At 72.4% G+C, this 21469-nt stretch carries 22 protein-coding genes; 3 read left to right on the forward strand and 19 right to left on the reverse strand.

The features are described 5' to 3' along the window. Positions 1 to 63: 63 nt before the first annotated feature. From mshC to ACFV8H_RS35795, 6 genes are all read right to left on the reverse strand, one after another. On the reverse strand, positions 64 to 1293 hold the full coding sequence (mshC, locus tag ACFV8H_RS35770; protein WP_380408185.1) for a cysteine--1-D-myo-inosityl 2-amino-2-deoxy-alpha-D-glucopyranoside ligase: 1230 nt from the start codon (positions 1291 to 1293) through the stop codon (positions 64 to 66). 216 nt (positions 1294 to 1509) lie between these two features. After that, positions 1510 to 2409 carry a carbohydrate-binding protein gene (locus ACFV8H_RS35775; protein WP_380408187.1) on the reverse strand — a complete coding sequence of 300 codons (900 nt, stop codon included), beginning with the start codon at positions 2407 to 2409 and terminating at the stop codon, positions 1510 to 1512. Positions 2410 to 2482: 73 nt separating this feature from the next. Next, positions 2483 to 3412, reverse strand: a complete 930-nt coding sequence (locus ACFV8H_RS35780) for an AraC family transcriptional regulator (RefSeq protein WP_375897013.1) — start codon at positions 3410 to 3412, stop codon at positions 2483 to 2485. Positions 3413 to 3522: 110 nt separating this feature from the next. Continuing rightward, positions 3523 to 4308, reverse strand: coding sequence for an SCO1664 family protein (locus tag ACFV8H_RS35785; protein ID WP_380408230.1), 786 nt, complete (start codon positions 4306 to 4308; stop codon positions 3523 to 3525). A gap of 56 nt (positions 4309 to 4364) precedes the next feature. Continuing rightward, entirely contained in the window at positions 4365 to 4934 is a 570-nt protein-coding gene (locus ACFV8H_RS35790) for a DUF3090 domain-containing protein (RefSeq protein WP_380408189.1), read from the reverse strand. Between the two features lie 240 nt (positions 4935 to 5174). After that, positions 5175 to 5867 carry an MSMEG_4193 family putative phosphomutase gene (locus ACFV8H_RS35795; RefSeq protein WP_380408191.1) on the reverse strand — a complete coding sequence of 231 codons (693 nt, stop codon included), beginning with the start codon at positions 5865 to 5867 and terminating at the stop codon, positions 5175 to 5177. 62 nt (positions 5868 to 5929) lie between these two features. On the opposite strand from ACFV8H_RS35795, the gene ACFV8H_RS35800 reads away from it, so the two are divergent. Further along, entirely contained in the window at positions 5930 to 6910 is a 981-nt protein-coding gene (locus ACFV8H_RS35800; RefSeq protein WP_380408193.1) for a magnesium and cobalt transport protein CorA, read from the forward strand. A 154-nt stretch (positions 6911 to 7064) separates the two neighbouring features. On the opposite strand, the gene ACFV8H_RS35805 is transcribed toward ACFV8H_RS35800, so the two are convergent. The 13 genes from ACFV8H_RS35805 to ACFV8H_RS35865 form a co-directional block, all read right to left on the reverse strand. Next, complete coding sequence (locus ACFV8H_RS35805) at positions 7065 to 7631, reverse strand: hypothetical protein (protein ID WP_380408194.1); 567 nt, start codon at positions 7629 to 7631, stop codon at positions 7065 to 7067. A 611-nt stretch (positions 7632 to 8242) separates the two neighbouring features. Then, the gene (locus ACFV8H_RS35810) at positions 8243 to 8506 is read right to left on the reverse strand and encodes a hypothetical protein (RefSeq protein ID WP_380408196.1); all 264 of its coding nucleotides are present in this window, start codon (positions 8504 to 8506) and stop codon (positions 8243 to 8245) included. A gap of 316 nt (positions 8507 to 8822) precedes the next feature. Next, positions 8823 to 9671: a helix-turn-helix domain-containing protein gene (locus ACFV8H_RS35815; protein WP_380408198.1), complete on the reverse strand. Its 849-nt coding sequence runs from the start codon at positions 9669 to 9671 to the stop codon at positions 8823 to 8825. A 40-nt stretch (positions 9672 to 9711) separates the two neighbouring features. After that, positions 9712 to 10242 carry a DUF6879 family protein gene (locus ACFV8H_RS35820; RefSeq protein WP_380408200.1) on the reverse strand — a complete coding sequence of 177 codons (531 nt, stop codon included), beginning with the start codon at positions 10240 to 10242 and terminating at the stop codon, positions 9712 to 9714. Further along, positions 10166 to 10477 carry a hypothetical protein gene (locus tag ACFV8H_RS35825; RefSeq protein WP_380408201.1) on the reverse strand — a complete coding sequence of 104 codons (312 nt, stop codon included), beginning with the start codon at positions 10475 to 10477 and terminating at the stop codon, positions 10166 to 10168. The genes ACFV8H_RS35820 and ACFV8H_RS35825 overlap by 77 nt, the downstream gene beginning before the upstream one ends. A 212-nt stretch (positions 10478 to 10689) precedes the next feature. Next, positions 10690 to 10815 (reverse strand): hypothetical protein, encoded by a 126-nt coding sequence (locus ACFV8H_RS35830; protein ID WP_380408203.1) that lies wholly within the window; start codon positions 10813 to 10815, stop codon positions 10690 to 10692. 14 nt (positions 10816 to 10829) lie between these two features. Continuing rightward, positions 10830 to 11192, reverse strand: coding sequence for a hypothetical protein (locus tag ACFV8H_RS35835; RefSeq protein WP_380408204.1), 363 nt, complete (start codon positions 11190 to 11192; stop codon positions 10830 to 10832). Between the two features lie 372 nt (positions 11193 to 11564). Beyond that, complete coding sequence (locus tag ACFV8H_RS35840; protein WP_380408205.1) at positions 11565 to 12047, reverse strand: hypothetical protein; 483 nt, start codon at positions 12045 to 12047, stop codon at positions 11565 to 11567. A gap of 88 nt (positions 12048 to 12135) precedes the next feature. Beyond that, positions 12136 to 13023, reverse strand: a complete 888-nt coding sequence (locus tag ACFV8H_RS35845; protein WP_380408207.1) for a P22 phage major capsid protein family protein — start codon at positions 13021 to 13023, stop codon at positions 12136 to 12138. Positions 13024 to 13122: 99 nt separating this feature from the next. Continuing rightward, positions 13123 to 13497: a helix-turn-helix transcriptional regulator gene (locus ACFV8H_RS35850; protein WP_380408209.1), complete on the reverse strand. Its 375-nt coding sequence runs from the start codon at positions 13495 to 13497 to the stop codon at positions 13123 to 13125. A 188-nt stretch (positions 13498 to 13685) separates the two neighbouring features. Next, positions 13686 to 14519, reverse strand: a complete 834-nt coding sequence (locus ACFV8H_RS35855; RefSeq protein ID WP_380408211.1) for an HNH endonuclease — start codon at positions 14517 to 14519, stop codon at positions 13686 to 13688. A gap of 486 nt (positions 14520 to 15005) precedes the next feature. Then, the gene (locus tag ACFV8H_RS35860) at positions 15006 to 16580 is read right to left on the reverse strand and encodes a recombinase family protein (RefSeq protein ID WP_380408213.1); all 1575 of its coding nucleotides are present in this window, start codon (positions 16578 to 16580) and stop codon (positions 15006 to 15008) included. Between the two features lie 79 nt (positions 16581 to 16659). After that, complete coding sequence (locus ACFV8H_RS35865; protein WP_380408215.1) at positions 16660 to 17712, reverse strand: LLM class F420-dependent oxidoreductase; 1053 nt, start codon at positions 17710 to 17712, stop codon at positions 16660 to 16662. Between the two features lie 305 nt (positions 17713 to 18017). Between ACFV8H_RS35865 and ACFV8H_RS35870 the strand changes: the two genes are divergently transcribed. Beyond that, positions 18018 to 18998, forward strand: coding sequence for an aldo/keto reductase (locus ACFV8H_RS35870; protein ID WP_380408217.1), 981 nt, complete (start codon positions 18018 to 18020; stop codon positions 18996 to 18998). Positions 18999 to 19129: 131 nt separating this feature from the next. Continuing rightward, positions 19130 to 21331, forward strand: a complete 2202-nt coding sequence (locus ACFV8H_RS35875; RefSeq protein WP_380408218.1) for a helix-hairpin-helix domain-containing protein — start codon at positions 19130 to 19132, stop codon at positions 21329 to 21331. The last annotated feature ends 138 nt before the right edge of the window (positions 21332 to 21469 follow it).

The following is a 21469-nucleotide window of genomic DNA, read 5'->3' on the forward strand; positions in this document are numbered from 1 at the left end:
GCGCCTCGGGGGCGCGGGGAGTTCTCGGCCCGCCGCCCCTTCGGCGTTCTCAAGGCGTCGGCCTCACAGCGCGACGCCGAGCAGGGCGTCCACGGTGCGGGTCACCAGGCCGGGCGCGCCGATGTCGGTGCCGCCCTCGGTCTCCTGCTGCGCGGCCCACCGGTCGACGGCGGCCAGCGCGGCGGGCGCGTCCAGGTCGTTCGCCAGCGCGGTGCGGACCTCGGCGAGCAGCTGCTCGGCGGCCGGGCCGTCCGGCCGGGAGACGGCGGCCCGCCAGCGGGCGAGGCGCTCGACGGCCTCGTCCAGGACGGCCTTGGTCCACTCCCAGTCCTCGCGGTACTGGTGGGAGAGCAGCGCCAGGCGGATCGCCGCCGGGTCGACGCCCTCGCGGCGCAGGGCCGAGACGAAGACCAGGTTGCCGCGGGACTTGGACATCTTCTGGCCGTCCAGCCCGACCATCCCGGCGTGCACGTACGCCTTGGCGTACGGGTGGGAGCCGGTGGCGCTGTGGGCGTGCGCGGCGCCCATCTCGTGGTGCGGGAAGGACAGGTCGCTGCCGCCGCCCTGGATGTCGAAGCCCATACCCAGGTACTGCAGGGCGATGGCCACGCACTCGATGTGCCAGCCGGGGCGGCCGTGGCCGAGCTCGGTGTCCCAGGCGGGCTCGCCCGGGCGGGCGGCCAGCCAGAGCAGGGCGTCCAGCGGGTTGCGCTTGCCGGCGCGGTCCGGGTCGCCGCCGCGCTCGGCGAAGACCGGGCGCATGGCCTCGCGGGTGAGCCCGGAGACCTCGCCGAAGTGCGGGTCGGCGTCGACCGAGTAGTAGATGTCCCCGTCCACCCGGTAGGCGGCGCCGGAGGCCAGCAGCTTCTGGACGATCGGGACGATCCACGGGATCGACTCGACGGCGCCCACGTAGTGGGCCGGCGGGAGCAGCCGCAGGGCCGTCATGTCCTCGCGGAACAGGGCGGTCTCGCGCTCGGCGAGGGCCACCCAGTCCTGGCCGGTCTCGACGGCGCGCTGGAGCAGCGGGTCGTCCACGTCGGTCACGTTCTGGACGTAGAGGACGTCGTGGCCGGCGTCCCTCCAGACCCGCTGCACCAGGTCGAAGGCGTTGTAGGTGGCGGCGTGGCCCATGTGGGTCGCGTCGTAGGGGGTGATGCCGCAGACGTAGATCCGGGCGGTGCCGTCCTGCGGCACGACCTCGCGGACCGTGCCCGCTGCGGTGTCGAAGATGTGGAGGGGGAGCCCCTGACCAGGCAGGGCGGGAACCTCGGAGGCGGGCCAGGCATGCATGGGATCGACCTTAACCTTGAGAACATTTGAAAGCCTAACCAGTAACGAAGATCGACTGGATTAGCTTCCTGTCGTTACCCGGTCACCCTGCGACTGGTCCGGCGCGTTCCCTTTCGGACCGGTGATTCGGTCCGATCGTTTCCGGACACGGGTGAGCGCCCGGTCGGCCCTGCCGCCGACCGGGCGCCCGGCTCCTCGGGGGAGCGGCCGGAGCCGCTACGACCGCTGCCAGAGGGCCGGCACGTTCGGCGGCTCCCAGCCCACCAGGGCGGTGTGCGCCTGGAGGCAGACGTAGGAGGCGCCGGAGTAGGTGACGCGGTCGCCCGCGTTGTACGCCCGGCCGGCCGCCCAGCTGCCGCTCGGCGGTGTGGTGGGCCCGCCGGTCGGGGTTCCGGTCGGGGTGGCGGTGGCCGTCGGGCTCGGCGTGCCCGGGGTCTGCGGCACGTCCAGCACGAAATCGAAGGTGGCGTTCTCGCCGGATCCGTTCTGCTGGACGTTCATCAGCAGCCGGGCGTCGTAGATGGTGTCGGTGTTGTTGCGCGGCTCGCCCGGGAAGTACAGCTGGGTGGTCAGGACCGGCCGGCCGGGGGCCTGGAGCTTGACGTGCAGGTGCCGGGTGCGGCCCGGGTAGAGGCCCGGGACGACGGTGTCCAGCCTGTACGCGCCGTTGGCGTCGGTGAACTGGTGGCCGCGGAAGGTGTAGCCGACGTTGTCGTAGTTCCCGCCGTCGTCGGCCTGCCAGAAGTCCAGCAGGACGCCGGGGACGGGCCGGCAGGCGCGGCCGAAGACGTAGCCGCTGACGGTCAGCCGGGTGCCCGGGCCGTCGTTCACCATCGAGCTGCGCAGCGGGGAGTCGGGCTTGAAGTACGGGCCCTCGATCTGCTCGACGGTCGGGTCGTCCCCGTCGTGGCACTCGGGGGTCAGGCCGGGGATGCGGCCGGTGCCGACCTTGTCGCGGGCCAGGGCGACCCCGCCGCCGACGAGCAGCGGAGCGGCCCCGAGCGCGGCGGCGGCCTTCAGGACGGTCTTGCGGCTGATCATGCCGTCGGACGGGGGCATGCGCCGTCTCCTTCCGGTGGATCCTTCGTGGGGGGAGGTGGGGGCGGCCCTTGCCATGGTGGGGGCATGACAAGGGCCGAACCGGCCGCCGTCCGCGCGCTGGCCCGGCCGCCGGTGGCCAGTAGGAACGTTACGGACCGTCCGGTGCGACGGCGATGGACATGATCCGGGGATCGTGGTGATTTCCGTCGACCCTGCCCCGGAACTCCCCCGGGGTCATCCCGGTCTCCCGCCGGAAGAAGCGGCAGAAGTACGCCGGGTCCGCGAAACCGGCCTCCTTGGCGACCTGGCGGATCGTCAGATCGGTGCAGGCGAGCAGCCGTTTGGCCTCCAGGGTCTGCTGCCGGCGGATCAGTCCGCCCGGGGTGCGGCCGGTGGCCTGCTTGACCAGGGTCTGCAGGTGCCCCGGGGAGACCCCGAGTTCCTGGGCGGTGGAGGCCACCGAGTGCCGCACCCCGCCCGGCTTGGCGATCAACCGGGTGAAGGCGGCCGCCAGTTCGGCCGGCCGGGTGGGCACCGCGGGCCGGTCGTCCGGGGTGCAGGCGCGCAGCGCCCGGACGATCAGGATGTGCAGGCTGGCCCGCAGCACGCCCTGGTAGCCGGGCGCCCTGGTCCGGTACTCCTGCTCCATGTCGGCGAGCAACCGGGCGATGGGGCCGGCCTGTTCGCCGAGCGCGATGCCGGGGCGGGCGGCCAGCGCGCGCAGCGCGGCGAGGTCCTGGGGGTGCCCCAGCAGGAAGTCCTCGTTGAACAGGACGACCCGGCCGGTGAGCTCCTCGGCGTCCGCCCAGTGGTGCACCTGGCCGGGCGTGATCACGCACAACTGCGGTGGCGCCAGCGCCCGGTGGACCAGGTCCAGGACGTGGGCGCCGTGGCCGCCGGTGACCATGACGATCTCGTGGAACGAGTGCCGGTGGGGGAAGTTGGCGCGGGAGAGCGGGCCGATCGCGTCGAAACTTCCGATCGCGAAGGGCAGCACGTGGGGCAGTGGGACCTGCAGGCGGTGCAACGGCAGGTCCGGCGCGGGGCGGGGGGTGGGGGTGGTCCGTCGCACGTCCATCGGAGCAGTGTGCGACCTGTTCCGGTGACAGGTCCAGACCACCGGCCGGTAACCCCGGCGGAACCCGCGCTCCACCCGACGGAACCCGCGCTCCGCCGGTGGAACCCGCGCTACACCGGCGGCCAGGGGATCGCGGGCCAGTCCTCGGAGGGCAGCGGGTGCTTGCCCGAACCCCGCAGCCCGGCCACCCGGGCGCGGGTGGCGTCCAGTTCGGCGGCGGTCAGGTGCGGCGCCAGCCGCTCGGCCAACGCCCCCTCCAACTGCTCGGCCAGCCCGGCCAGCACCTCCAGCGCCTCGGCGGGCAGCGGGTCGCCCGCCCAGCCCCAGAGCAGGGTGCGCAGCTTGCCCTCGGTGTTGAAGGTGACGCCGTGGTCGATGCCGTACACCCGGCCGTCGGCGGCCGGGATCAGGTGGCCGCCCTTGCGGTCGGCGTTGTTGAGCACCGCGTCCAGCACCGCGAGCCGGCGCAGCCGCCGGTCGTCGTGGTGCACCAGCAGCGCGGTGCGGCCGCCCTCGACCTCGGCCCGGACGATCGGCAGCCAGCCCTCCTCCGGGCCGGCCGGATCCTGCAACGCCAACAGCGGCTCGGCCTCCGGGTCGGGCTCGACCCACAGCTGCACCATGCCCGGCCCGTGCGGGCCGTCGCGCAGCACGGTCGGCGGGATCAGCTCCCAGCCGGTCGCCGCGGACAGCTCGTACGCGGCGACCTCGCGGCCGGCCAGGGTGCCGTCCGGGAAGTCCCACAGCGGGCGCTCGCCCGCCACCGGCTTGTAGACGGCCTGGGCGCTCAGCCCGTCGTGCTCGACGGTGCAGTACAGCGCGGCGTTGGAGGCCTCGGTGAGCCGGCCGTGCACGGTCAGCCCGCCCCGGCGCAGCAGCGCCAGGGCGGTGGGCACGTCGGCGGCGAGGGCGGCGGCCGCCGCCGGGTCGGCCTGCGGCGGGGTCTCGGTGTTCAGCGCCGGTAGCCGTTCGCGCGCGGGCACAGGTGGCCCTCCGGGTCCAGCGGCAGGTTGCAGAACGGGCAGGGCTTGCGGCCGGCCGCGACCAGGTCCAGCGCGCGCTTGGCGAACACCCGGGCCATCGCGCCGGACAGCCGCACCCGCAGCATGTCCGGGCCGTTCTCGTCGTCCTGGGGGGCGGCCTCCTCGCCGTCCTCCTCCTCGTCCTCCTCCACCAGCGCCTGGGCCTCGACCACCAGGCAGGCGTCCACGCTGTCCCAGGCCAGGGCCATGGTGCCGACCCGGAACTCCTGCTCCAGCGGGAGGTCCAGCGGGGCGGTGTCGAGCAGGTCCTGGGGCGCGGCGGCCGGGATGGCGGAGTCGCCCCCGCTGCGTCGCAGCGCCTCGTCCAGGACCTCCTCGATGCGCTCGGCGAGCGCGGCGACCTGGGTCTTCTCCAGCAGCACGCTGGTGATCCGGCCCCGGGCGCTGGCCTGCAGGTAGAACGCCCGGGCGCCGGGCTGGCCGACGGTGCCGGCCACGAACCGTTCGGGCTGGTCGTAGAAGAAGACCTGACGGGGCACGCTCTAGCTCCGGATCGTGTCGGTCGGTGCGGATCCGCCAAGCGGGATCGCGGGGTTGTCCACCTGGGCGGGTGGTCGGACTACGGGGCACTCACCAGTCACCCTACGACCTCCGGGCCCCGGCCGGGGAGCCGAGCCGGGGGCCGCGGACGGGGTGGCACCCGCCGGCCCGGACGGTGTCGCGCGCCGTTCGGACGGGGTGCGTGGGGCGGGCCGGGTGCACGGGGCGGGCGGCGCCGCTCAGGCCGTGCCGCCGACCACCGCGTCACCGGCCGGGGTGGCCGGGGCGGCGGAGGGCCGGGGCGCCAGCGAGGCGAGGTCGCCGGTGTCGCCCGTTCTGAGCACGAAGGGCCGCTGGGGGGTGTAGCGGATCGCGGTGACCGAGCAGGGCTCGACGCTGATCCGCTGGAAGTGGTCCAGGTGCAGGCCGAGCGCGTCGGCCACCACCGCCTTGATCACGTCCCCGTGCGAGCAGGCGATCCAGACCGCGGCCTCGCCGTGCTCGTCGGCGATCCTCGCGTTCCACTCGCGGACGGCGTCGACCGTACGGTGGCTCAGCGCGCGCAGCGACTCGCCGCCCGGGAAGGCCGCGGCGGAGGGGTGGTCCTGCACGGTGCGCCAGAGCGGCTCCTTGGCCAGCTCCGCCAGCGGGCGGCCGGTCCACTCGCCGTAGTGGCACTCCCCCAGCCGCTCGTCCTCGGTCGGCGCGCCCAGCTCGGGGCGGGCGGCGAGCAACGGCTCCAGGGTCTGCCGACAGCGCTCCAGCGGGCTGCTGACGGCGAGCGCCAGCGGGATCCCGGCCAGCCGCCCGGCCAGCGCGGCGGCCTGGGCGCGCCCGGTGTCGTCCAGGTCCACGCCGGGGGTCCAACCGGCCAGGATCCCGGCGGTGTTCGCGGTCGAGCGGCCGTGACGGACGAGCAGCAGGGTGGGCATGGGGCTCAGCCTACGGCCTCCGGACCCCGCCGTGGAGTGCGGTCCGGGGGACAATGGCCCGCATGATCGTGCACTGCGCCGCCTACCGGGACGGCCGCCGGCTCGGGACCTCCGAGGACCTGACCGACTCGCTCGCCACCGCGCGCGAGGCCGGCCCGGGAGCGTTCGTCTGGATAGGGCTGTTCGAACCGACGACCGAGGAACTCGACCGGGTCGGCAAGGAGTTCGCGCTGCACCCGCTGGCCGTCGAGGACGCCGTCAGCGCCCACCAGCGCCCCAAGGTCGAGGCCTACCAGGGCTCGCTGTTCGTCACCCTCAAGACCCTCGGCCACCACGCCGACACCCGTACCGTCACCAGCGGCGAGGTGATGGTCTTCCTCGGCCCGGACTTCGTGATGACCGTCCGGCACGGCGAGGACACCCCGCTCAGCGGCCTGCGGGCCCGGCTCGAACGGCAACCCGAACTGCTGCGCTACGGGCCCAGCTCGGTGCTGCACTCGGTCTGCGACACCGTGGTGGACGGCTACGTCGAGGTGGCCACCGCGCTCCAGGCCGACCTGGACGAACTGGAGGCGGACGTCTTCGCCCCCGGCCGGGTCGGCCGCGACACCGCCGGGCGGATCTACGGCTACAAGCGCCAGGTGATGACCGTCCGCCGGGCCGTCGCCCCGCTGCTGGAACCGATGCTGCGGCTGGAGCGCGGCGCCCCCTTCGTCCAGCCGGAGACCGCCCCCTACCTGCGGGACGTCGCCGACCACCTGGCCCGGGTGAACGACCAGGTGGAGGGCATGGACCGGCTGCTGTCCGACATCCTCGGCGCCAACCTGGCCCAGGTGAGCGTGCAGCAGAACAACGACATGCGGAAGATCTCGGCCTGGGCGGCGCTGGCCGCCGTACCGACCATGATCGCGGGCGTGTACGGGATGAACTTCGACGACATGCCCGAGCTCCACCAGCCCTGGGGCTACCCGGCGGTGCTGTCGCTGATGGCGCTGGTCTGCGTGGTGCTGCACCGGGTGTTCAAGCGGCACGACTGGCTGTAGTGCCGCTCGAACCCCTCCGGCGGATCAGGCCAGTCCGGCCCGCTCCAGCGCCTCCACGCCGGTGCGCAGCGCCCGGATCCGCTCGTCCAGGGTGAAGCCGGAGGGGGCCAGATTCGTTTATCCAGTAGAGGATACTCGGAGCCCGGCCGGGCGCTCACGGCCCCATGCGGCGGGCGTACACCCCATCGGCGAGCAGCGAGAAGCCGTGCTCCTCCCAGGCCCGCCGGAGCTTGGCCACGGCTTCTTCGTCCGGCCGCCGCACCTCCGGATCGTCCGACTCGTACGAGCACACCTCACCTGGGCCGTGCTGCGGGTGCACCGGAGCCGGGTAGCAGACGGCCAGTGCCCCGGGCACGGCAAGGCGACGCAGCGCCTCGACGGCCAGCCGCATGCCCACACCCTTGCCCCGCCACTCCGCCGCCACCTCCACCGACTCCAGCAGGAGCAGCAGCGTGGGGCGCAGCTCGGCCACCACGGGCGCAAGCTCGCCGTCCTCGGTGAAGATCACGCGGGGGATGCGGTCGAGTACGCCAGGGTCGGCGGCGAACGCCTGGCGGGGGTTCGGGGTCACCCCGGGGACCACGCGCGTGATCACGGCGGTACCCAGCACTCGGTCAGCGTCGTTCTCGTAGAACGCCGCCGTCCAGCGGTCAGCCCTCTCCGTCCAGTCCTCGCCGGAGAAGTGCCGCGAGCTGTACGAGATCACGATCCGGTCGTCCATCTGTGCTCCCTTGCAAGCGGGGCAGGTCCCTCACGGCGCGCGCGAGGGACCTGCCAGTCTGTCAGATCAGCCGCCGTCTACTTTGGCTGCGGCTGCGGGTTGGGGTTCTCCTTGGCGGGGGAACCCGCGTGCTTCGGTGGGGGCTTCGAGTCGCCCTTGTGCTTCATGGTGATGGTGCTCATGGGTGGTGCCTCCTACTCGCTGGGGGTGGTGGTGTCGGTGGTCCTGCCGCTCGGCGGCGGCATCGGGCCTGGGGGCCTGTCCTTCGGCGCAGGGGTCGTCATACTGTGGCCTCCTCACACTGAGGCGAGCCGGACACCGGTCGGTGCCAGGGTCGTTCGGTGTTGCGGAAGCCCTCCTCGGCCTGGCGGCCTGTAAGCAGCAGCCGGGGAGGGCCCACCCGCGCCGTACCCTTTCCACGGGGAGGGGGCGCGGGAGACTGTGGAAGGGATCAGCGAGCCCACGGCGGCCGGTCGTTGATCTCCCGGACGGCAGCCCGCAGGCGGGTCAGCGTCGGAGAGTCCCGGACCGGCTCAAGCGGCGGGGCGTCGGCAGGTGAGTCGTCCGTCTCCGCCTCGGTCGGCGACGTCGGGGGAAGGGCTGGGCGGTCGTCATCGGGCATGCTCGCCGTCCTCGGGGTCCTCGAAGGTGTTCGACCGCGTCGGGTCGGAGCACTCCCCGTACTCGGGGGCCCGGTGGCGGGTGCGCTGACGGCCGACCCAGGCCAGCCGCTCGGCGTTGCCCTCGCGGGCATACATGCTCGCCCAGGCGTCGAACATCTGGCACTCCAGGCACGCGCTCGCCGTGATGCCCGGCAGGTTGGACTCCATGACGGACAGCACCTCGGCGGCCTCGGCTCCGGACTGTCCCGTCATAAACTCCGTCAGCGGCTCACGCGGCATCGCGCACCGCCAACGGGCAGGTACCCGCGTCAGCGTGACGCTTCCGCATCACCCGCACATCGCCCAGGCCTGAGGGGTTGTGACCCCGGCCCCGCGCGCTGTACTCCTCCGCCAGGCCGTCCAGCCGCGAGCACTCGGCGCACGTCTGCGGCGCTGCCTGCTCGCTGGCCCGTTCGGTTCGAGTGCTCATGGTCGCAACCTCCCGTGCAATCCCACGCGGAATCCCGCAACAGGACGGTAGGGAGAGGCCGGATCGCGTCGCTACGAAGTTGCTCCGGATTGCAGCGAATCACTCCAACGCGTCGATGGCGGCAGTGATGAGCGCGCGGGCCTTCGATCCGTACACCGCAAGCTTGTGCAGCTCAGCGAACGCCTTTCTGTAGTCGGCCAGTTCGCGGGGTTGCTTCACGTTCACCTCGGCCGTCAAGGTCTCCACCACTGCATGAGCGTCGTCGTACATGTAGAACGCTTCGAGCGGCCACACGGTCCGCCGAGCTGTGAACGGGATGATCCCCAGGGAGACTGACGGCAGCGGCATCACCGTGAGCAGGTGGCCGAGCTGACCCGCCATCGTCTCAGCGCTCCCGATCCGTGAGCGGAGTACCCACTCCTCCATTAGCACCGCGAACCGGTGGTTCCCCTCGTACAGGAACCGACCCCGTGCGATCCGCGCGGCAACGGCCTCGGCCACATCGTCAGGGGTGCCCTGAAACTCCGTGATCGACCGCATCAAAGCAGTTGCATAGTCCGCAGTTTGGAAGAAGCCGGGCACGACGTTGGAGACGTACACTCGGCACAACTCGGCTCGCTCGTGCAGTACGTAGGACTCGTCCTGCGCAAGCCGCATGCCGTTGCGGTGCATCCTGCGCCACTCCACGTACATCGACTCGACCGCACGGGACGTCTCGATCAGGTCGGCCGTCTGGTCGTCGGCACCGCACGCCGCGCACCACGCCCGGATGTCCGCCTCGGACGGTACGGCGTTGGCCTCTTGGATGCGGGACACCTTCGACGGGTGCCACCCACACCGAGCAGCCACCTCACGGCCGTTCAGCCCCGAGTCCTTCCTGATGTCCTTTAGACGGGCAGCGAGGGCCTGACGCGCTGCCTGGGCACTCGAAGACGGAGATCTTGACATGTGAGCTTGGCTGTCCGGTGTTCGCGGGAGTGAGAGATGGTCAGACGGCGTACTGCTCGTGTGGGACGGCGCGATCCCAGACGGATTCGAATGCGGAGCCGCAGAGCTTCACAACGGCCGGGTCCTCGGTGTACGAGAGCCCCGGCTCCGCCCAATCCCCATCCCCTGTGAAGTGGTTGAAGAGGACGATCCGATCATCGAACACCCAGAAGTCGTTGCCAGGCAGGGCGATGTCAGACGCCTGACGCCTCGGCAGCCAGCGGACCAACTCGCCGGCCGAGACGTTCACCAGGGTCATCGAGTGCAGGTACCGCGTGTACAGGCTGACCGGCTCGGACACGATCCGAGCGCGGCGCATCACCACGCCCCGCGCGGTCGTCTCGCGGACCATGGCCGTCCACTCGTGCCAGTACTCGGAGTCGGGGTCGAGGTCTGACTCCCCGGTCCGTGCGAACAGAGCTACGGCCTCCGCCTCGTCGGGAACGCCGTAGGTATCACGCATCTCCAGATGTACCGCTGTCGTCCGAGCGGCGCTCAGCAACTCCTCGAAGCTGGGCACGTTCTGCGGCATCGCACGCCTTCCTGATGATCGGCACCAACCGTGCCGGGATACGTACCACGGTCTCGTGAGCGGGGATACCCGCGTCGTGACCCGGGGCCCACTCCCGTGAGCTGACCAGAGCCACCAGCTCATCATCAGCAGTGATCCCCTGAAAGATGAGATCTGCGGTCTCCTCCTCGACCCACACCGTAGGCGACCCGGACTTGCCCGTGTCGGGGTCGATCCCGATGAAACCTAGAGTCACGACGATCTCCAGCTCTACGCGATTGCGGGAACGTGCACCCCACCGTCACCCGAGAGAGTGATCACGTCAAGACCTCCTGCAACCCGGCAACCTGACTGTCAGTCTCACCTGGCGCTCGGGGCTCGGTCCGGTCGCCCTGGCCAGAGGGTGACTAGCCGGAAACGACGAAAGGCCCCGACCGCCCCACGAAGGGACGGCCGGGGCTGGGTGGATCAGCGGTCGGCGGGGCAGTCGCAGATGCCCCGGGCGTGGTCGAGCGCGACCAGCCACGCGGCCAGGTCGGCGAGCGTGCGAGGGGCGGCGCGGCGGGCCAGCGCCTCGGGCTTCCAGCGGGCCACAGGCGGACCTCCTCTCAGATCCGGTCACCCCAGCGAGCACGGGCGGCGGCGTGACCGTTGTGACCGCGCTTCGGGCCGTCGTCGGAGGGCGGGCGGAGCTGGCGCAAGATGCGATCGGCGGCAGTGCGGTTCCGCTCTGCCTGCGCGATGCCGGGGTGTAGCACCATCACGCCGTGCCGGGTGCCACCGGAGACCATCCGGCCATCCGAGCGGACCTGTTCGTCAAGCGCGTTGGCGTCGGCCAGCAGGGCAGCGGCGTTGTCCACCGCGAGCAGGTCGAAGGGGTCCAGACCGAAGCCGTCGGCGTACTCGGTATCGGTGGTCAGGGTGGCGAGCAGATCGGCGCGGACCTGCTCACGGTCAGTGCTAGTGATCATGGGGGAACCTCCAGGTATTACAGAGAGTGAGAGCTGAGATACGAGGTGCACATGAGGGTGCCTCGACCTGCGTTCGCATCGGTGCTGGCCTGCTATGACGCCCCGGAGAAGAAGAAGGCGCACGAGGGAGTCACCCCCCGGGGTGCCGTGACCGGCGTCACGCCCGGGCGCGCGCCGAAGCCTCGTGTGTGATCATGTCTCGCGCGCCTTGAGTCGGCGAACGACGACGCCAACTCAACCTCGTGCAAGGCTCGTTGGTCCTGACTTTGGAGGGACATCCTGTCCCTCCAAAACCCTTGCCCTGCGCGCCTTGCTCGGTTGCCTGCCGCTGAATTGCGGGTACAGCCTGTACCCGCAATCCCTCAGGCCCGGTCACCACGCCCGGCGGAGCAGCCGTTCGGCGATGGCCTGATGGTCCGGCTTGGTTGGGGCGGTCGGGTCGAGTCCGCCACGGCCGAGCAGCGGGCGCGGGGTGGCGGCCTCGGCCAGGTTGCGGCACAGCGCGTCCAGGTCCACGAACGGGGCGGCTGCGCGGGCGGCGTCGGCGGCGAACGGCGGCAGGGAGTACCCGGCGATGACCTGTTCCGCCTCGGCCCGGCGGGCGTCCTCGGCGGCCTGGTCGCGTAGCTCGTCCGCCTCCACGGCCGCGCCGCTGTGCTCCTCGCGGACATGGGCCAACTCCGCCTCCAGGTCAGCGATTCGGGCGTCTCGCGGGTCGGGGTCGAACTCCGGCCGGCGTGTGGGCTCAGCGGCCTCGGTTGCGGGGGTCGGCGTGGCGTCGCGCTGGGCGGGGGTGTCAGGGTGGGTGACACCCCCGGGGATGGCCTCGGCGGGCGTGGGGTGGTCGGCGGGCATGGGTCTCTCCGGTCTTCGAGCAGGGACAGCAAGCGGGGACGGGCGGAAGCCCCGTCCATTCCCGGAAGGGGCTCCCGCTCCGCTGGGGTCACAGCTTGGCGGGCGGGGCGACCGTGAAGGCGATGGCGCGGGTGGCGTCGATGGTGGCCACGCCGCACAGGGTGTCCACGATGGAGACCTCCGACTTCACCGACGGGTCGAAGTCCAGGGTTGCCCGGATCGCATATCCGTTGTCGGTGGCGGACACCGAACGGGCCCCGCCCTGCACCTCGCTGGGCGCGCGCACGGCCAGGGCGAACGCGGTCTTGTGGAACGCCACTGCCCCGTCCAGGTAGGGCGAGACGACCACCCGGAAGCTGAACAGCTCGCCCATGGTCGCGTTGCGCAGCGCGTGGGGTTCCCCGGCCTCGTTGACCTTCTGGAGCTGTTCGACGTCCAGGAGGATGTTCTGCACGTCCGGGCCGATCGCCAGGAAGCGGTCGGTGGCGGGAATCTCCCGGCGGGTGAAGTCGGCGGCTGCTGCGGTCAGCATCTTCACGACGTGACCCGGCTCGCCGTGCTTGGCGTCCGGCTTGATCACGCGCGCTGCGGTGGCCTTGCTGGCGGTGTTCAGCAGCGTGGCGGCAGACTTCTCGACGTAGGTCGACACCGCGTCCATCTGGGGCTTGAGGACCTGCTCGCCGAAGCTCTCGATGTTGAGCGTCATGTCCTTTGTGGTGAAGGCTGCGGCGTCGGTCGGCTCGTCGGTCAGCTTCACCTGCACGTGGCCCTCCTCCACCTTGGTGTAGACGGTGGTGCCGTTGAAGTTCTGGGCGACGCGGCGCTTGGGGGTGCGCACCCGCACCGAGTCGCCCCGGCCGCCGGAGAACGCGGCCTCGGCATCGCGCATCACGCACTCGCCGAGCACGGAGTTCGAGCGCATCAGGGCCAGGCTCACGGCGACGACGTCGGATATCTCGAAGGTGTTGCTGGGCATAGGGGTGGCGCCTTTCCTGGGGTTCCCGCCGCTGCGGCGAGAACGCGAAAGCCCCGGCCATCTGCGGCACGGGGCTGGGGAGTTGGGGTGTGGGGGTGATCAGCCAGCCGAAGCCGCGAGGGCCCCGTTGAACAGGTCGGCGGCGGTCGGCGGACGGTGACCCTCCGGAGCGCGGAACAGCCGGGCCTCACCGCCCATGAAGTACTGGTCCCCCGTGCGCCGCAGACCCAGCAGGGCAGACAGGAACATGAACTCGGCGTCCGGGTTGGCCTCCCATACCTCGTGGTTGACCACGTCGCGGTAGGTCAGCGAGAGCGCGTTGCACCACTTGAGGTAGTGCGCGGGGGTCGGGGTCTTGTCCTCGGCCTCCCAGGCGTAGACGGTGGCGAGGTGGACGCCGACGCGGTCGGCGACCTCGGCCACGGACAGGTTGAGGGCCTTGCGGCGGGCGGCGAGGGAGAACGGGTGTATCACGGTCGTGGGTCCTTCTTTCGGTCGGATGGCGGAGTTCATGATCACCAGGAGGTTCGAGGTGAAACGGCACGTTGGCGGCCTCACCCGCCCCGATTTTGGTGATCATGGTCGGGGGTGCGGGTGGGGCTCGCCCCGCTGTGGCAAGGGGCTCGGCGGGGTCGGGTCGGGGTGCGGCCCCCTCCCTGGGGTCAGGGGGTCGGGGGGTTTGCGCACGTCACGACATCCCCCCTAATCCGACGGGGGGTCAGGCGTTCGTGGGGTGAGATCCACTCGGTCAGGAGCATGTCGCCCTTGTCGGTGTTGCAGTCCCGGCAGGCCCAGCGGAGATTGGCGACCTCCGTGAGCCCGCCGCGCGCCACCGGCCGGACGTGGTCCAGGACTTCGCCCGGCGTGGCCAGGCCGGGCGGGCAGTACGCGCAGTGGCGACCGAACCGCTGCGAGACGTTCCGGCGGATCGACTCCCGGCGGTCCTTGAGGCGGCGGCGCTGCTCGGCCTGGCAGGCGCGACAGACGCCGTCCGGGAACTGCATCACCTCCTTGCGGAAGCGGCAGCGTCGGCACGGGCGGGGCTTCTCCCCGGGGTCTCTACCGGCCTGCCGCGCCTTGCGGCGGGCGTGCTCGGCGGCGCGGGAGCACTTGCCGGAGCAGTAGCGCCTGCGGGGGTCGGCCAGGGCGTCCACAGCGCTCGTGCACCGGGGGTTGCGGCACGGCCGGGGCCCCGGTCTGGCACGTTCCAGCAGTTCGGCGCGGCGCGCGTCTTCGCGGCGGCGCTCCCGGCGCTCGGCCATGCAGGGCTCGCAGTAGGTGACCTGCCCGGCGCGGGCGGGCCGCTTGCCCGAAGCAGCGCCGCACTCGCCGCACAGTGCAGGGGCCGCAAGCTCTCTGACAGCCGCGCGGCGCGACTCCTCGGCCAGCTTGAACGCCCTGCGGCAGCGGTCGTCCCCGCACAGCCGCAAGGGGCCGTCCCGGGCCCGGGGTCGCACCCCGCACACCCGGCACAGGTCCGAGGCGGAGACTTCCATCCCTGCTCTCCTCCCGACGAATCCGGTGATCATGAACGACCAGGAGCGCACCCGTCCTCTCGCCCCAGGACGAATCCCGAGGCAAAAGCAAGAGACCCCGGCACACGGCCGGGGTCCGTCACAGAGGCAGCCACAAGCACCAGGCGCCCGCGTCTCTCCACCTGTATTCAGGCAGTCCGGTTAACACCGGTCCCGTCTTCTCATGACAGAGAACATCTCCACACGTATTAAGCCGGGACGGTTAACAAGCGTCAGAGTCCACGCGTCCCTACCCCTTCGGCTCCCATCGGCGCGGCTTCTTCCACACCGCCTCCGGCCGGTCCACCGCGAACCGCACACCCTGTGGAAGCCCTACAAATCCCGAAGCGGACAACCGCTCAACCCCGGGCTGTCACCCCGCTCGCCGGCTGGGAGGTTTCCCACAACGACAGCGGGCCGCCCGCCAGACTCGAAGAGCCCAGCCGACGGCCCACCGTACGGCGACGATCAGGCGGCTTCGGCCCGTGCCGCCTCCAGCACGTCGGCCAGCTCCTCCGCCTTCGGGTCCAGGATCGTGACCACGATCCGGGGGTCTCGCTTGAGCGGGCCCCGCGCCGGGAACAGCAGCACGCGGACGCTGAAAGCCTCCAGCAGCTCCCGCCGAGCCACGTTGTCGCCGTCCCGCCACTCGTCCGCGACCCTGCGCCCAGTCGGTACCGAGTACCAACCGGCAGGCTTCTCCGGCGTCGCCTTCGCGGTCTCCAGTTCCTTGCCCATCCGGGCGTACTCCCGGCGGAACCACTCGGCGTCATCCGGGGCGTCGTACAGGCCCGCCGCACGGTCGTCGCGCAGCCGCTTCCGGTCGGCCGTCAGGTCCGCGACGCGCTGAGCCACGCCGTTGCCCGGCTCCCACACTCGTTCCGTGAACTCGGCCGGGCCGAAGTCAGCCAGGAACCGTCGCTCCGTGACCGCGTCCATCTCAGAGATCGGTGCGACCGGCTGCGGGCACTCCTCGGAGCCCTTCACGCCGTCCGTGCGGGCCGTGCACGCCCAAGCGGGCAAGATGCCCTCCTTGTGAGACGTGGTGCTCCGGTACAGCCGCACGGCGCAGACGCCGCAGAAGCCCCCACCGGACAGCAGGAGCTCACCCTTGGCAGCGCGCGGACCCGCCGGGGCCTTCGTGAGCTTCTTTCGCAGCGCCGCCTGAGTAGGCCGGTCCCACAGTCCGGGAGCGATCCGGACGGGGTGCCCGTCCGGGCCAAGCACGGCCTTGCCCTTGTGCGTCAGGTAGCCCAGGGAGGCATCCGAGAGGCAAATGCGCTTGATCACGTTCCCCGACCACCGGCCGCCGATTGGCTCCTTGCCGTACATCACCCTCGACCAGTCCGAGGGGGACAGCACCCCTGCGCGGGTCAGCCGGGCGGCCTCGGAGTCCACTGTCACACGGCCGGTCTCGTCAGTGAGCAGGCGGCGGGCGAACTCCCGGGCCACGGTCTCCGACTCCGGCTCGTTCTCGGTGTGGTCCACCTTCCCGCCGTGGGCCAGCCGCACGTGCATGAACCCGTACGCGGGCCGCCCGGCGATCTCCCCCGCCGTACGGGCCTGCACCGCGCGCTCCCGATTCCGTGTCCGGATGTTCCGGTGCTCGATCTGCGCGCCGAACAGCTTCGCGTTGAACTCGATCTCCTGGCTCGGGTCGTCCAGGTCCCAGAAGCCGGGGTGATCAGCGGTGAGCAGGAGACGGCCCGCGTTGGTCTCCTTGGCGAGCCGCAGACCCTCCAGTACGTCACGACCAAGGCGGTCCACTGCGGACGCCGCAAGTCCGTCGTAGGGCCCTCGCTGGCCCTTGAGCCACGGGCCAAGCTTCGGGCGCGTGAGAGGGTCGGACGCGCCAGACACCTCCCAGTCGTCCGCCCACCCGATGATGTGTCCTCCGGCGCGCTCGACCGCGTCAAGGATCGCGTCTCGCTGCCGTGCCGGTGAGCTGGTAGCGGCCTGCACACGGGAGAGGCGGCGAACGCCGAGCAGACAGCGCCCGCAGCCGTCGTACGGCGTCACGGGCGCGTCGTTGGTGCTGGTCATACTGGACATGTCTTCCCCAGGGGCCGGGGCGGCTCGCGCCGCTGAACGGGCGAACCCGGCCCCCAGGGGATGCCCGCCGTTAGGCGAGCCCGGCCAGTTCCAGCGCCTCCACACCCACGCGGAGAGCGTTGATCCTGCCTTCCAGCGAATAGTCGATTCCGCCGGGGGCCAGGGTCAGCGTGGTGACGCCGGCGTCGGCGTAGGCCTGCATCCGGTCGGCGATCCGGGCGGTGTCGCCGATCAGCGAGGTGGCGTCGATCAGGTCGTGCGGGACGGCGGCCGCGGCGCCCGCGTAGTCCTTGGCCAGGTACTTCTCCTGGATCTCGTCGGCGGCCTGCTCGTACCCCATGCGCCGGGTCAGCTGGTTGTAGAAGTTCTTCTCCTTGCTGCCCATGCCGCCGATGTACAGGGCGGCGTAGGAGCGCTGGGAGTCGACCCCGGCCTTGATGTCCTCGCCGACCGCGAGGGTGACGGTCGGGCAGAGGTCGAAGCCCTCCAGGGACTTGCCGGCCTTGGCGCGCCCGGCCTTCAACGGGTCCAGCGAGAGCGCGGCGTGCTCGGGGGCGAAGAAGATGCCGAGCCAGCCGTCGGCGATCTCGCCGGTCTGCTCCAGGTTCTTCGGGCCGATCGCGGCGATGTACAACGGGATCTGCTCGCGCACCGGGTGCACGGTCAGCTTGATCGGCTTGCCCGGGCCGCCGGGCAGCGGCAGGGTCCAGTTCGCCCCCTCGTGCACCAGGCGCTCGCGGGACATCGCCTTGCGGATGATCTCCACGTACTCCCGGGTGCGGGCGAGCGGCTTGTCGAACTTCACGCCGTACCAGCCCTCGGAGACCTGCGGGCCGGAGACGCCGAGGCCGAGCCGGAAGCGGCCGCCGGAGAGGGTGTCCAGGGTCGCGGCGGTCATCGCGGTCATCGCCGGGGTGCGGGCCGGGATCTGGAAGATGGCCGAACCGACGTCGATCCGCTCGGTCTTCGCGGCGACGAAGCTCAGCACCGTCGCGGCGTCCGAGCCGTACGCCTCCGCCGCCCAGCAGACCGAGTAGCCGAGCCGGTCCGCCTCCTGGGCCACCGCGATGTTGTCGGCGTCCATGCCGAGTCCCCAGTAGCCGAGGTTGATACCGAGTCGCATGTGCCGAACCTTCCAGTCGGGTGGGCCCGGTGGCCAGTCGGGCGGGCGTCGTGGCCGGTCGGGCGGGGCGTGCCAGCACGTCGGGCGGGCCTTGCCGGCGAGCGTAGCCGCGTCCGCCCAGGTCATGCTACTGACGGGTAGTGGTGGTCTGGGTCACACCCGCCGCATTGATCGTTCTGCGGGTCGGCACCCCTGCCCGGGGACCGGCCGCTACGCTCAGCCGACGTGGGGAGCGCTCTCCCCACCTGCGCGTTCACCGGGGCTACCGGGCCACCGGTGCCACCGGCCAGTGGAGGGCCCGTCCGATGGAAAAGCGTCACCTCGGCCGCACCGGCCTACAGGTCTCCCGCCTCGGTCTCGGCACCATGACCTGGGGCCGCGACACCGACGAGCACGAAGCCGCCGAGCAGCTCAAGGAGTTCGTCGACGCCGGCGGCAACCTGGTCGACACCGCCGACGTGTACGCCGACGGCGGGGCCGAGTACCTGATCTCCCGCCTCACCGACAGCCTCGTCCCCCGCTCCGAACTCGTCATCGCCACCAAGGCGGGCAGCGTCCCCGAGTCCGCCCGCCGCTTCGACGGCTCCCGCGGCCACCTGCTCGCCGCCCTCGACGCCTCGCTGCACCGGCTCGGCACCGACTACGTCGACCTGTGGCAGGTCCACGCGTTCGACCCGACCACGCCCCTGGAGGAGACCCTCAGCGCCCTCGACATCGCCGTCTCCTCCGGCCGCGCCCGCTACGCCGCCGTCTGCGACTTCAGCGGCTGGCAGCTCGCCAAGGCCGCCACCTGGCAGCGCGCCCACCACGACCGGATGCCGCTGGCCGGCGCCCAGGTGGAGTACTCGCTGCTCCAGCGCGGCATCGAGCGCGAGGCGCTGCCCGCCGCCCTCGACGCCGGGGTCGGCATCCTGGCGGGCTCGCCGCTCGGCCGCGGGGTGCTCACCGGCAAGTACCGGCACGGCGTCCCGCAGAACTCGCGCGGCGCCTCGCCCTACCTGTCCGGGTTCGTCCAGCCCTACCTCGGGGAGCGCTCCCGGCGGATCGTCGACGCCGTCGCCACCGCCGCCGACGGGCTCGCCAGCAGTCCGCTCGCGGTCGCGCTGGCCTGGGTCCGGGACCGGCCCGGAGTGGCGAGCGCGCTGATCGGGGCGCGCACCGTGGCGCAGCTCCAGGCGGCACTGTCAGTGGAGGCGCTTACGCTTCCGGGTGAGATCCGCGGCGCGCTGGACGACATCTCGTCGCCGGTGCACCGCTACCCGGACCAGGGGTGGACGGAGCTGTAGCCCTGGCACCGGGCGGTCGAGCAGAACGTGCGGTGCAGAACGACGCGGTACAGAACAAGCGGCACAGAACGACGCGGTACAGAACGAGCAGTGCAGAACGTGCAGTGGAGTGAGCTTTGGAGCGGACGACGATGAGTGGCACGGGCAACGGCGCTCCGGAGGGGGCTGCGGCCGCGGCCGCGCCCGACCAGGCGACGATCGCGGACATCGTGGCGCGGATGCGCCGGATCGAGCAGCAGGAGGCGCGGCCGGGGGCCCACCGGCTCGGGCCTTCCGCTCCGAAGACTTCGGAGGCTTCGGAGTCCGAGGGGTCCGGGGCTGAGGGGCCCGAGGGCTCCGGGGCCGAGGGGGCCGCGCCGGTGGCTGCCGAGCCGGGTACCGATGAGGCGACGGCTGCTCCGTCGGCGGCTGAACCGGCCGAGGCCGCCCCGGTGGCCCCGCCGGTCGCCCGGCCGGCCGCTCCCACGGTCGCCGCGCCGATGCGGCCCGCCGCGCCGAGCGCGGACGCGCTCCGGGAGACCACCGCGGTGCTGACCGCCGGTGGCGCCCCCGCCGACCTGGCCGCCGCCGCGGTGGCCGCGCTCGGCGAGGGGGCCGCGGAGCAACTGCGCGAGGACCCGTGGGCGGTCCTCGGGCTCCCCGGTGTGCGCCCCGAGCACGCGGACCACTTCGCCCGCGGCCTGCTCGGCACCTCGGTCGGCCCGGACGACGAGCGACGCGCCCGGGCCCTGGTGGTCTGGCTGCTGGAGCAGGCGGCGCTGCGCGGGCACTCGGCCCAGGACGCGAAGGACGTGGTCTCCGGACTGGAACGGCTCCGGGTCCCGGACCCGCTCGCCGCGATCGCGGAGGCCGTCGCCGAGGGGCGGTTGCTGTCGTTCCAGGAGGAACTGACCGGACCCGGCGCCCCGGCGGCGAACAGCGACGAGGAGGAGGCCGAGCCGCCGACCCGGATGCTGCTCGCCCTGGAGGGTCCGGCGATGGCGGAGGACAGCCTCGCCGAGAAGCTGCTTCAGCTGATGGCCACCTTCGTACCGGGCGAGGACGCGGAGGAGGAGAGCGAGGAGCAGGAGGGCGGGGAGCAGGGCGACGGGGAGCCGTCCCCGGAAGCGAGCTCCAGGGAGTCCGCCGAACCCGCACCCGCCGCTCCCGGCCCCGCCGCCTGGGAGGCCGCCGCCGAAGCCGCGCCGTCCTCCTCCTCGACCGCCCTGATCCGGGCCGTCGCCGGGAGCGCCCTGGTGCTGCACACCGGTGGTGAGGCGGCCCGGGCCGAGCCGGCCGCGCTGCTCGCCGCCGCGACGGGGCTCGGGCTGCGGGCCTGGGCCGCCACCTGGACCGACCAGGGCCGGGACTCCTTCGACGCCCTCTCCCCCGCCGCAACGCCGGTGGTGACCCTCGCCGAGCTGCTGTCCGGTACGGCCGGCCCCGGCCGCGCGGCCGACGGCACGCTCGCGCTGGACCTCCTGGTCCTGCTGGACGCGCCGCTGCTGGACGTCGAACTGGCCGCCACCGTCCTGGAGTCGCTCGCCGACGGCACCCGGCTGGTGCTCAGCGGGGATCCGGGCCAGCTCTGGTCGGCCGGCCCCGGCCGGTTCTTCGCCGACCTACTGGCCGCCAAGGCCTGCCCGGCGGTCGCCTCCCGCACCCCGGACTTCGGCCCGATCGGCGAGCTGGTGTCCGGGGTCGGCGTCGGCGAGCTGCAGCCGGTCGAGGCGCCGGAGAAGGAGGTGGTCATCCTGGCCGCCAAGGACGGCGGCGAGGCCGTCCACCGCGCCGTCCAGCTGCTCACCGACTCCATCCCGCGCGCGCTCGGCATCCCCGCCGAGCAGGTGGTGCTGCTCACCCCGGGCCACGGCGGCCCGGCCGGTACGCGTGCGCTGAACGCGGCCGCGAAGGCCCGGCTGAACCCCGGCCCCGGCCGGTTCGGCGGCTTCGACCCGGGCGACCGGGTGGTGGAGTCCCCCGCCCCCGGGGTCACCCGCCCGGCCCGGGTGCTGGACGGCGACGCGGCCGGACTGCACCTGGAGTTCCCGGACGGCTCGCGCCGGACCGTCCCGCCCGCGGAGGCCGGCCGGCTGCGGCACGGCTGGGCGCTGACCGTCCACCAGGCACTGGGCCGCCGCTGGCCCGCCGCGGTGGTCGTGGTCCCGGAGGACGCCGGGGCGGCGCTCTCCCGGCAATGGGTCTACACGGCCTTCGGGCGCGGCGAGCGGCACCTGTCGGTGGTCCACGCGGCGGGCCCGGCGCTCGCCCAGGCCGTCGCCGAGCGCCCGGCGCAGCCGCGCACCACCCGGCTCAGGGCGATCCTCGCGGAGAACGCGGTCGCCGAGGACTGATCCGCGCGTCGGTCGGCCGTCCGTCCGGACAACCGGACGACCGACCGACGAACGCATGAGGGGCGGGCCCGGAGTTTCACGGGCGGCCCACCCGCCCTCGACCGCATTGATTTTTTCGGGGGCAGGGCATTCGATTGC

This window comes from Kitasatospora sp. NPDC059827, assembly GCF_042731675.1.
GTDB lineage: Bacteria > Actinomycetota > Actinomycetes > Streptomycetales > Streptomycetaceae > Kitasatospora.

Coding starts and splice junctions, on each gene's coding strand:
- ACFV8H_RS35820 (WP_380408200.1), bottom strand. CDS start 10,242: ATGCCGCAGAACGTGCCCAGCTTCGAGGAGTTGCTGAGCGCCGCTCGG.
- ACFV8H_RS35815 (WP_380408198.1), bottom strand. CDS start 9,671: ATGTCAAGATCTCCGTCTTCGAGTGCCCAGGCAGCGCGTCAGGCCCTC.
- ACFV8H_RS35865 (WP_380408215.1), bottom strand. CDS start 17,712: ATGCGACTCGGTATCAACCTCGGCTACTGGGGACTCGGCATGGACGCC.
- ACFV8H_RS35855 (WP_380408211.1), bottom strand. CDS start 14,519: ATGGAAGTCTCCGCCTCGGACCTGTGCCGGGTGTGCGGGGTGCGACCC.
- ACFV8H_RS35810 (WP_380408196.1), bottom strand. CDS start 8,506: ATGACGGGACAGTCCGGAGCCGAGGCCGCCGAGGTGCTGTCCGTCATG.
- ACFV8H_RS35835 (WP_380408204.1), bottom strand. CDS start 11,192: ATGATCACTAGCACTGACCGTGAGCAGGTCCGCGCCGATCTGCTCGCC.
- ACFV8H_RS35870 (WP_380408217.1), top strand. CDS start 18,018: ATGGAAAAGCGTCACCTCGGCCGCACCGGCCTACAGGTCTCCCGCCTC.
- ACFV8H_RS35795 (WP_380408191.1), bottom strand. CDS start 5,867: ATGCCCACCCTGCTGCTCGTCCGTCACGGCCGCTCGACCGCGAACACC.
- ACFV8H_RS35805 (WP_380408194.1), bottom strand. CDS start 7,631: ATGGACGACCGGATCGTGATCTCGTACAGCTCGCGGCACTTCTCCGGC.
- ACFV8H_RS35775 (WP_380408187.1), bottom strand. CDS start 2,409: ATGGCAAGGGCCGCCCCCACCTCCCCCCACGAAGGATCCACCGGAAGG.
- ACFV8H_RS35845 (WP_380408207.1), bottom strand. CDS start 13,023: ATGCCCAGCAACACCTTCGAGATATCCGACGTCGTCGCCGTGAGCCTG.
- ACFV8H_RS35780 (WP_375897013.1), bottom strand. CDS start 3,412: ATGGACGTGCGACGGACCACCCCCACCCCCCGCCCCGCGCCGGACCTG.
- mshC (WP_380408185.1), bottom strand. CDS start 1,293: ATGCATGCCTGGCCCGCCTCCGAGGTTCCCGCCCTGCCTGGTCAGGGG.
- ACFV8H_RS35875 (WP_380408218.1), top strand. CDS start 19,130: ATGAGTGGCACGGGCAACGGCGCTCCGGAGGGGGCTGCGGCCGCGGCC.
- ACFV8H_RS35840 (WP_380408205.1), bottom strand. CDS start 12,047: ATGCCCGCCGACCACCCCACGCCCGCCGAGGCCATCCCCGGGGGTGTC.
- ACFV8H_RS35860 (WP_380408213.1), bottom strand. CDS start 16,580: ATGACCAGCACCAACGACGCGCCCGTGACGCCGTACGACGGCTGCGGG.
- ACFV8H_RS35800 (WP_380408193.1), top strand. CDS start 5,930: ATGATCGTGCACTGCGCCGCCTACCGGGACGGCCGCCGGCTCGGGACC.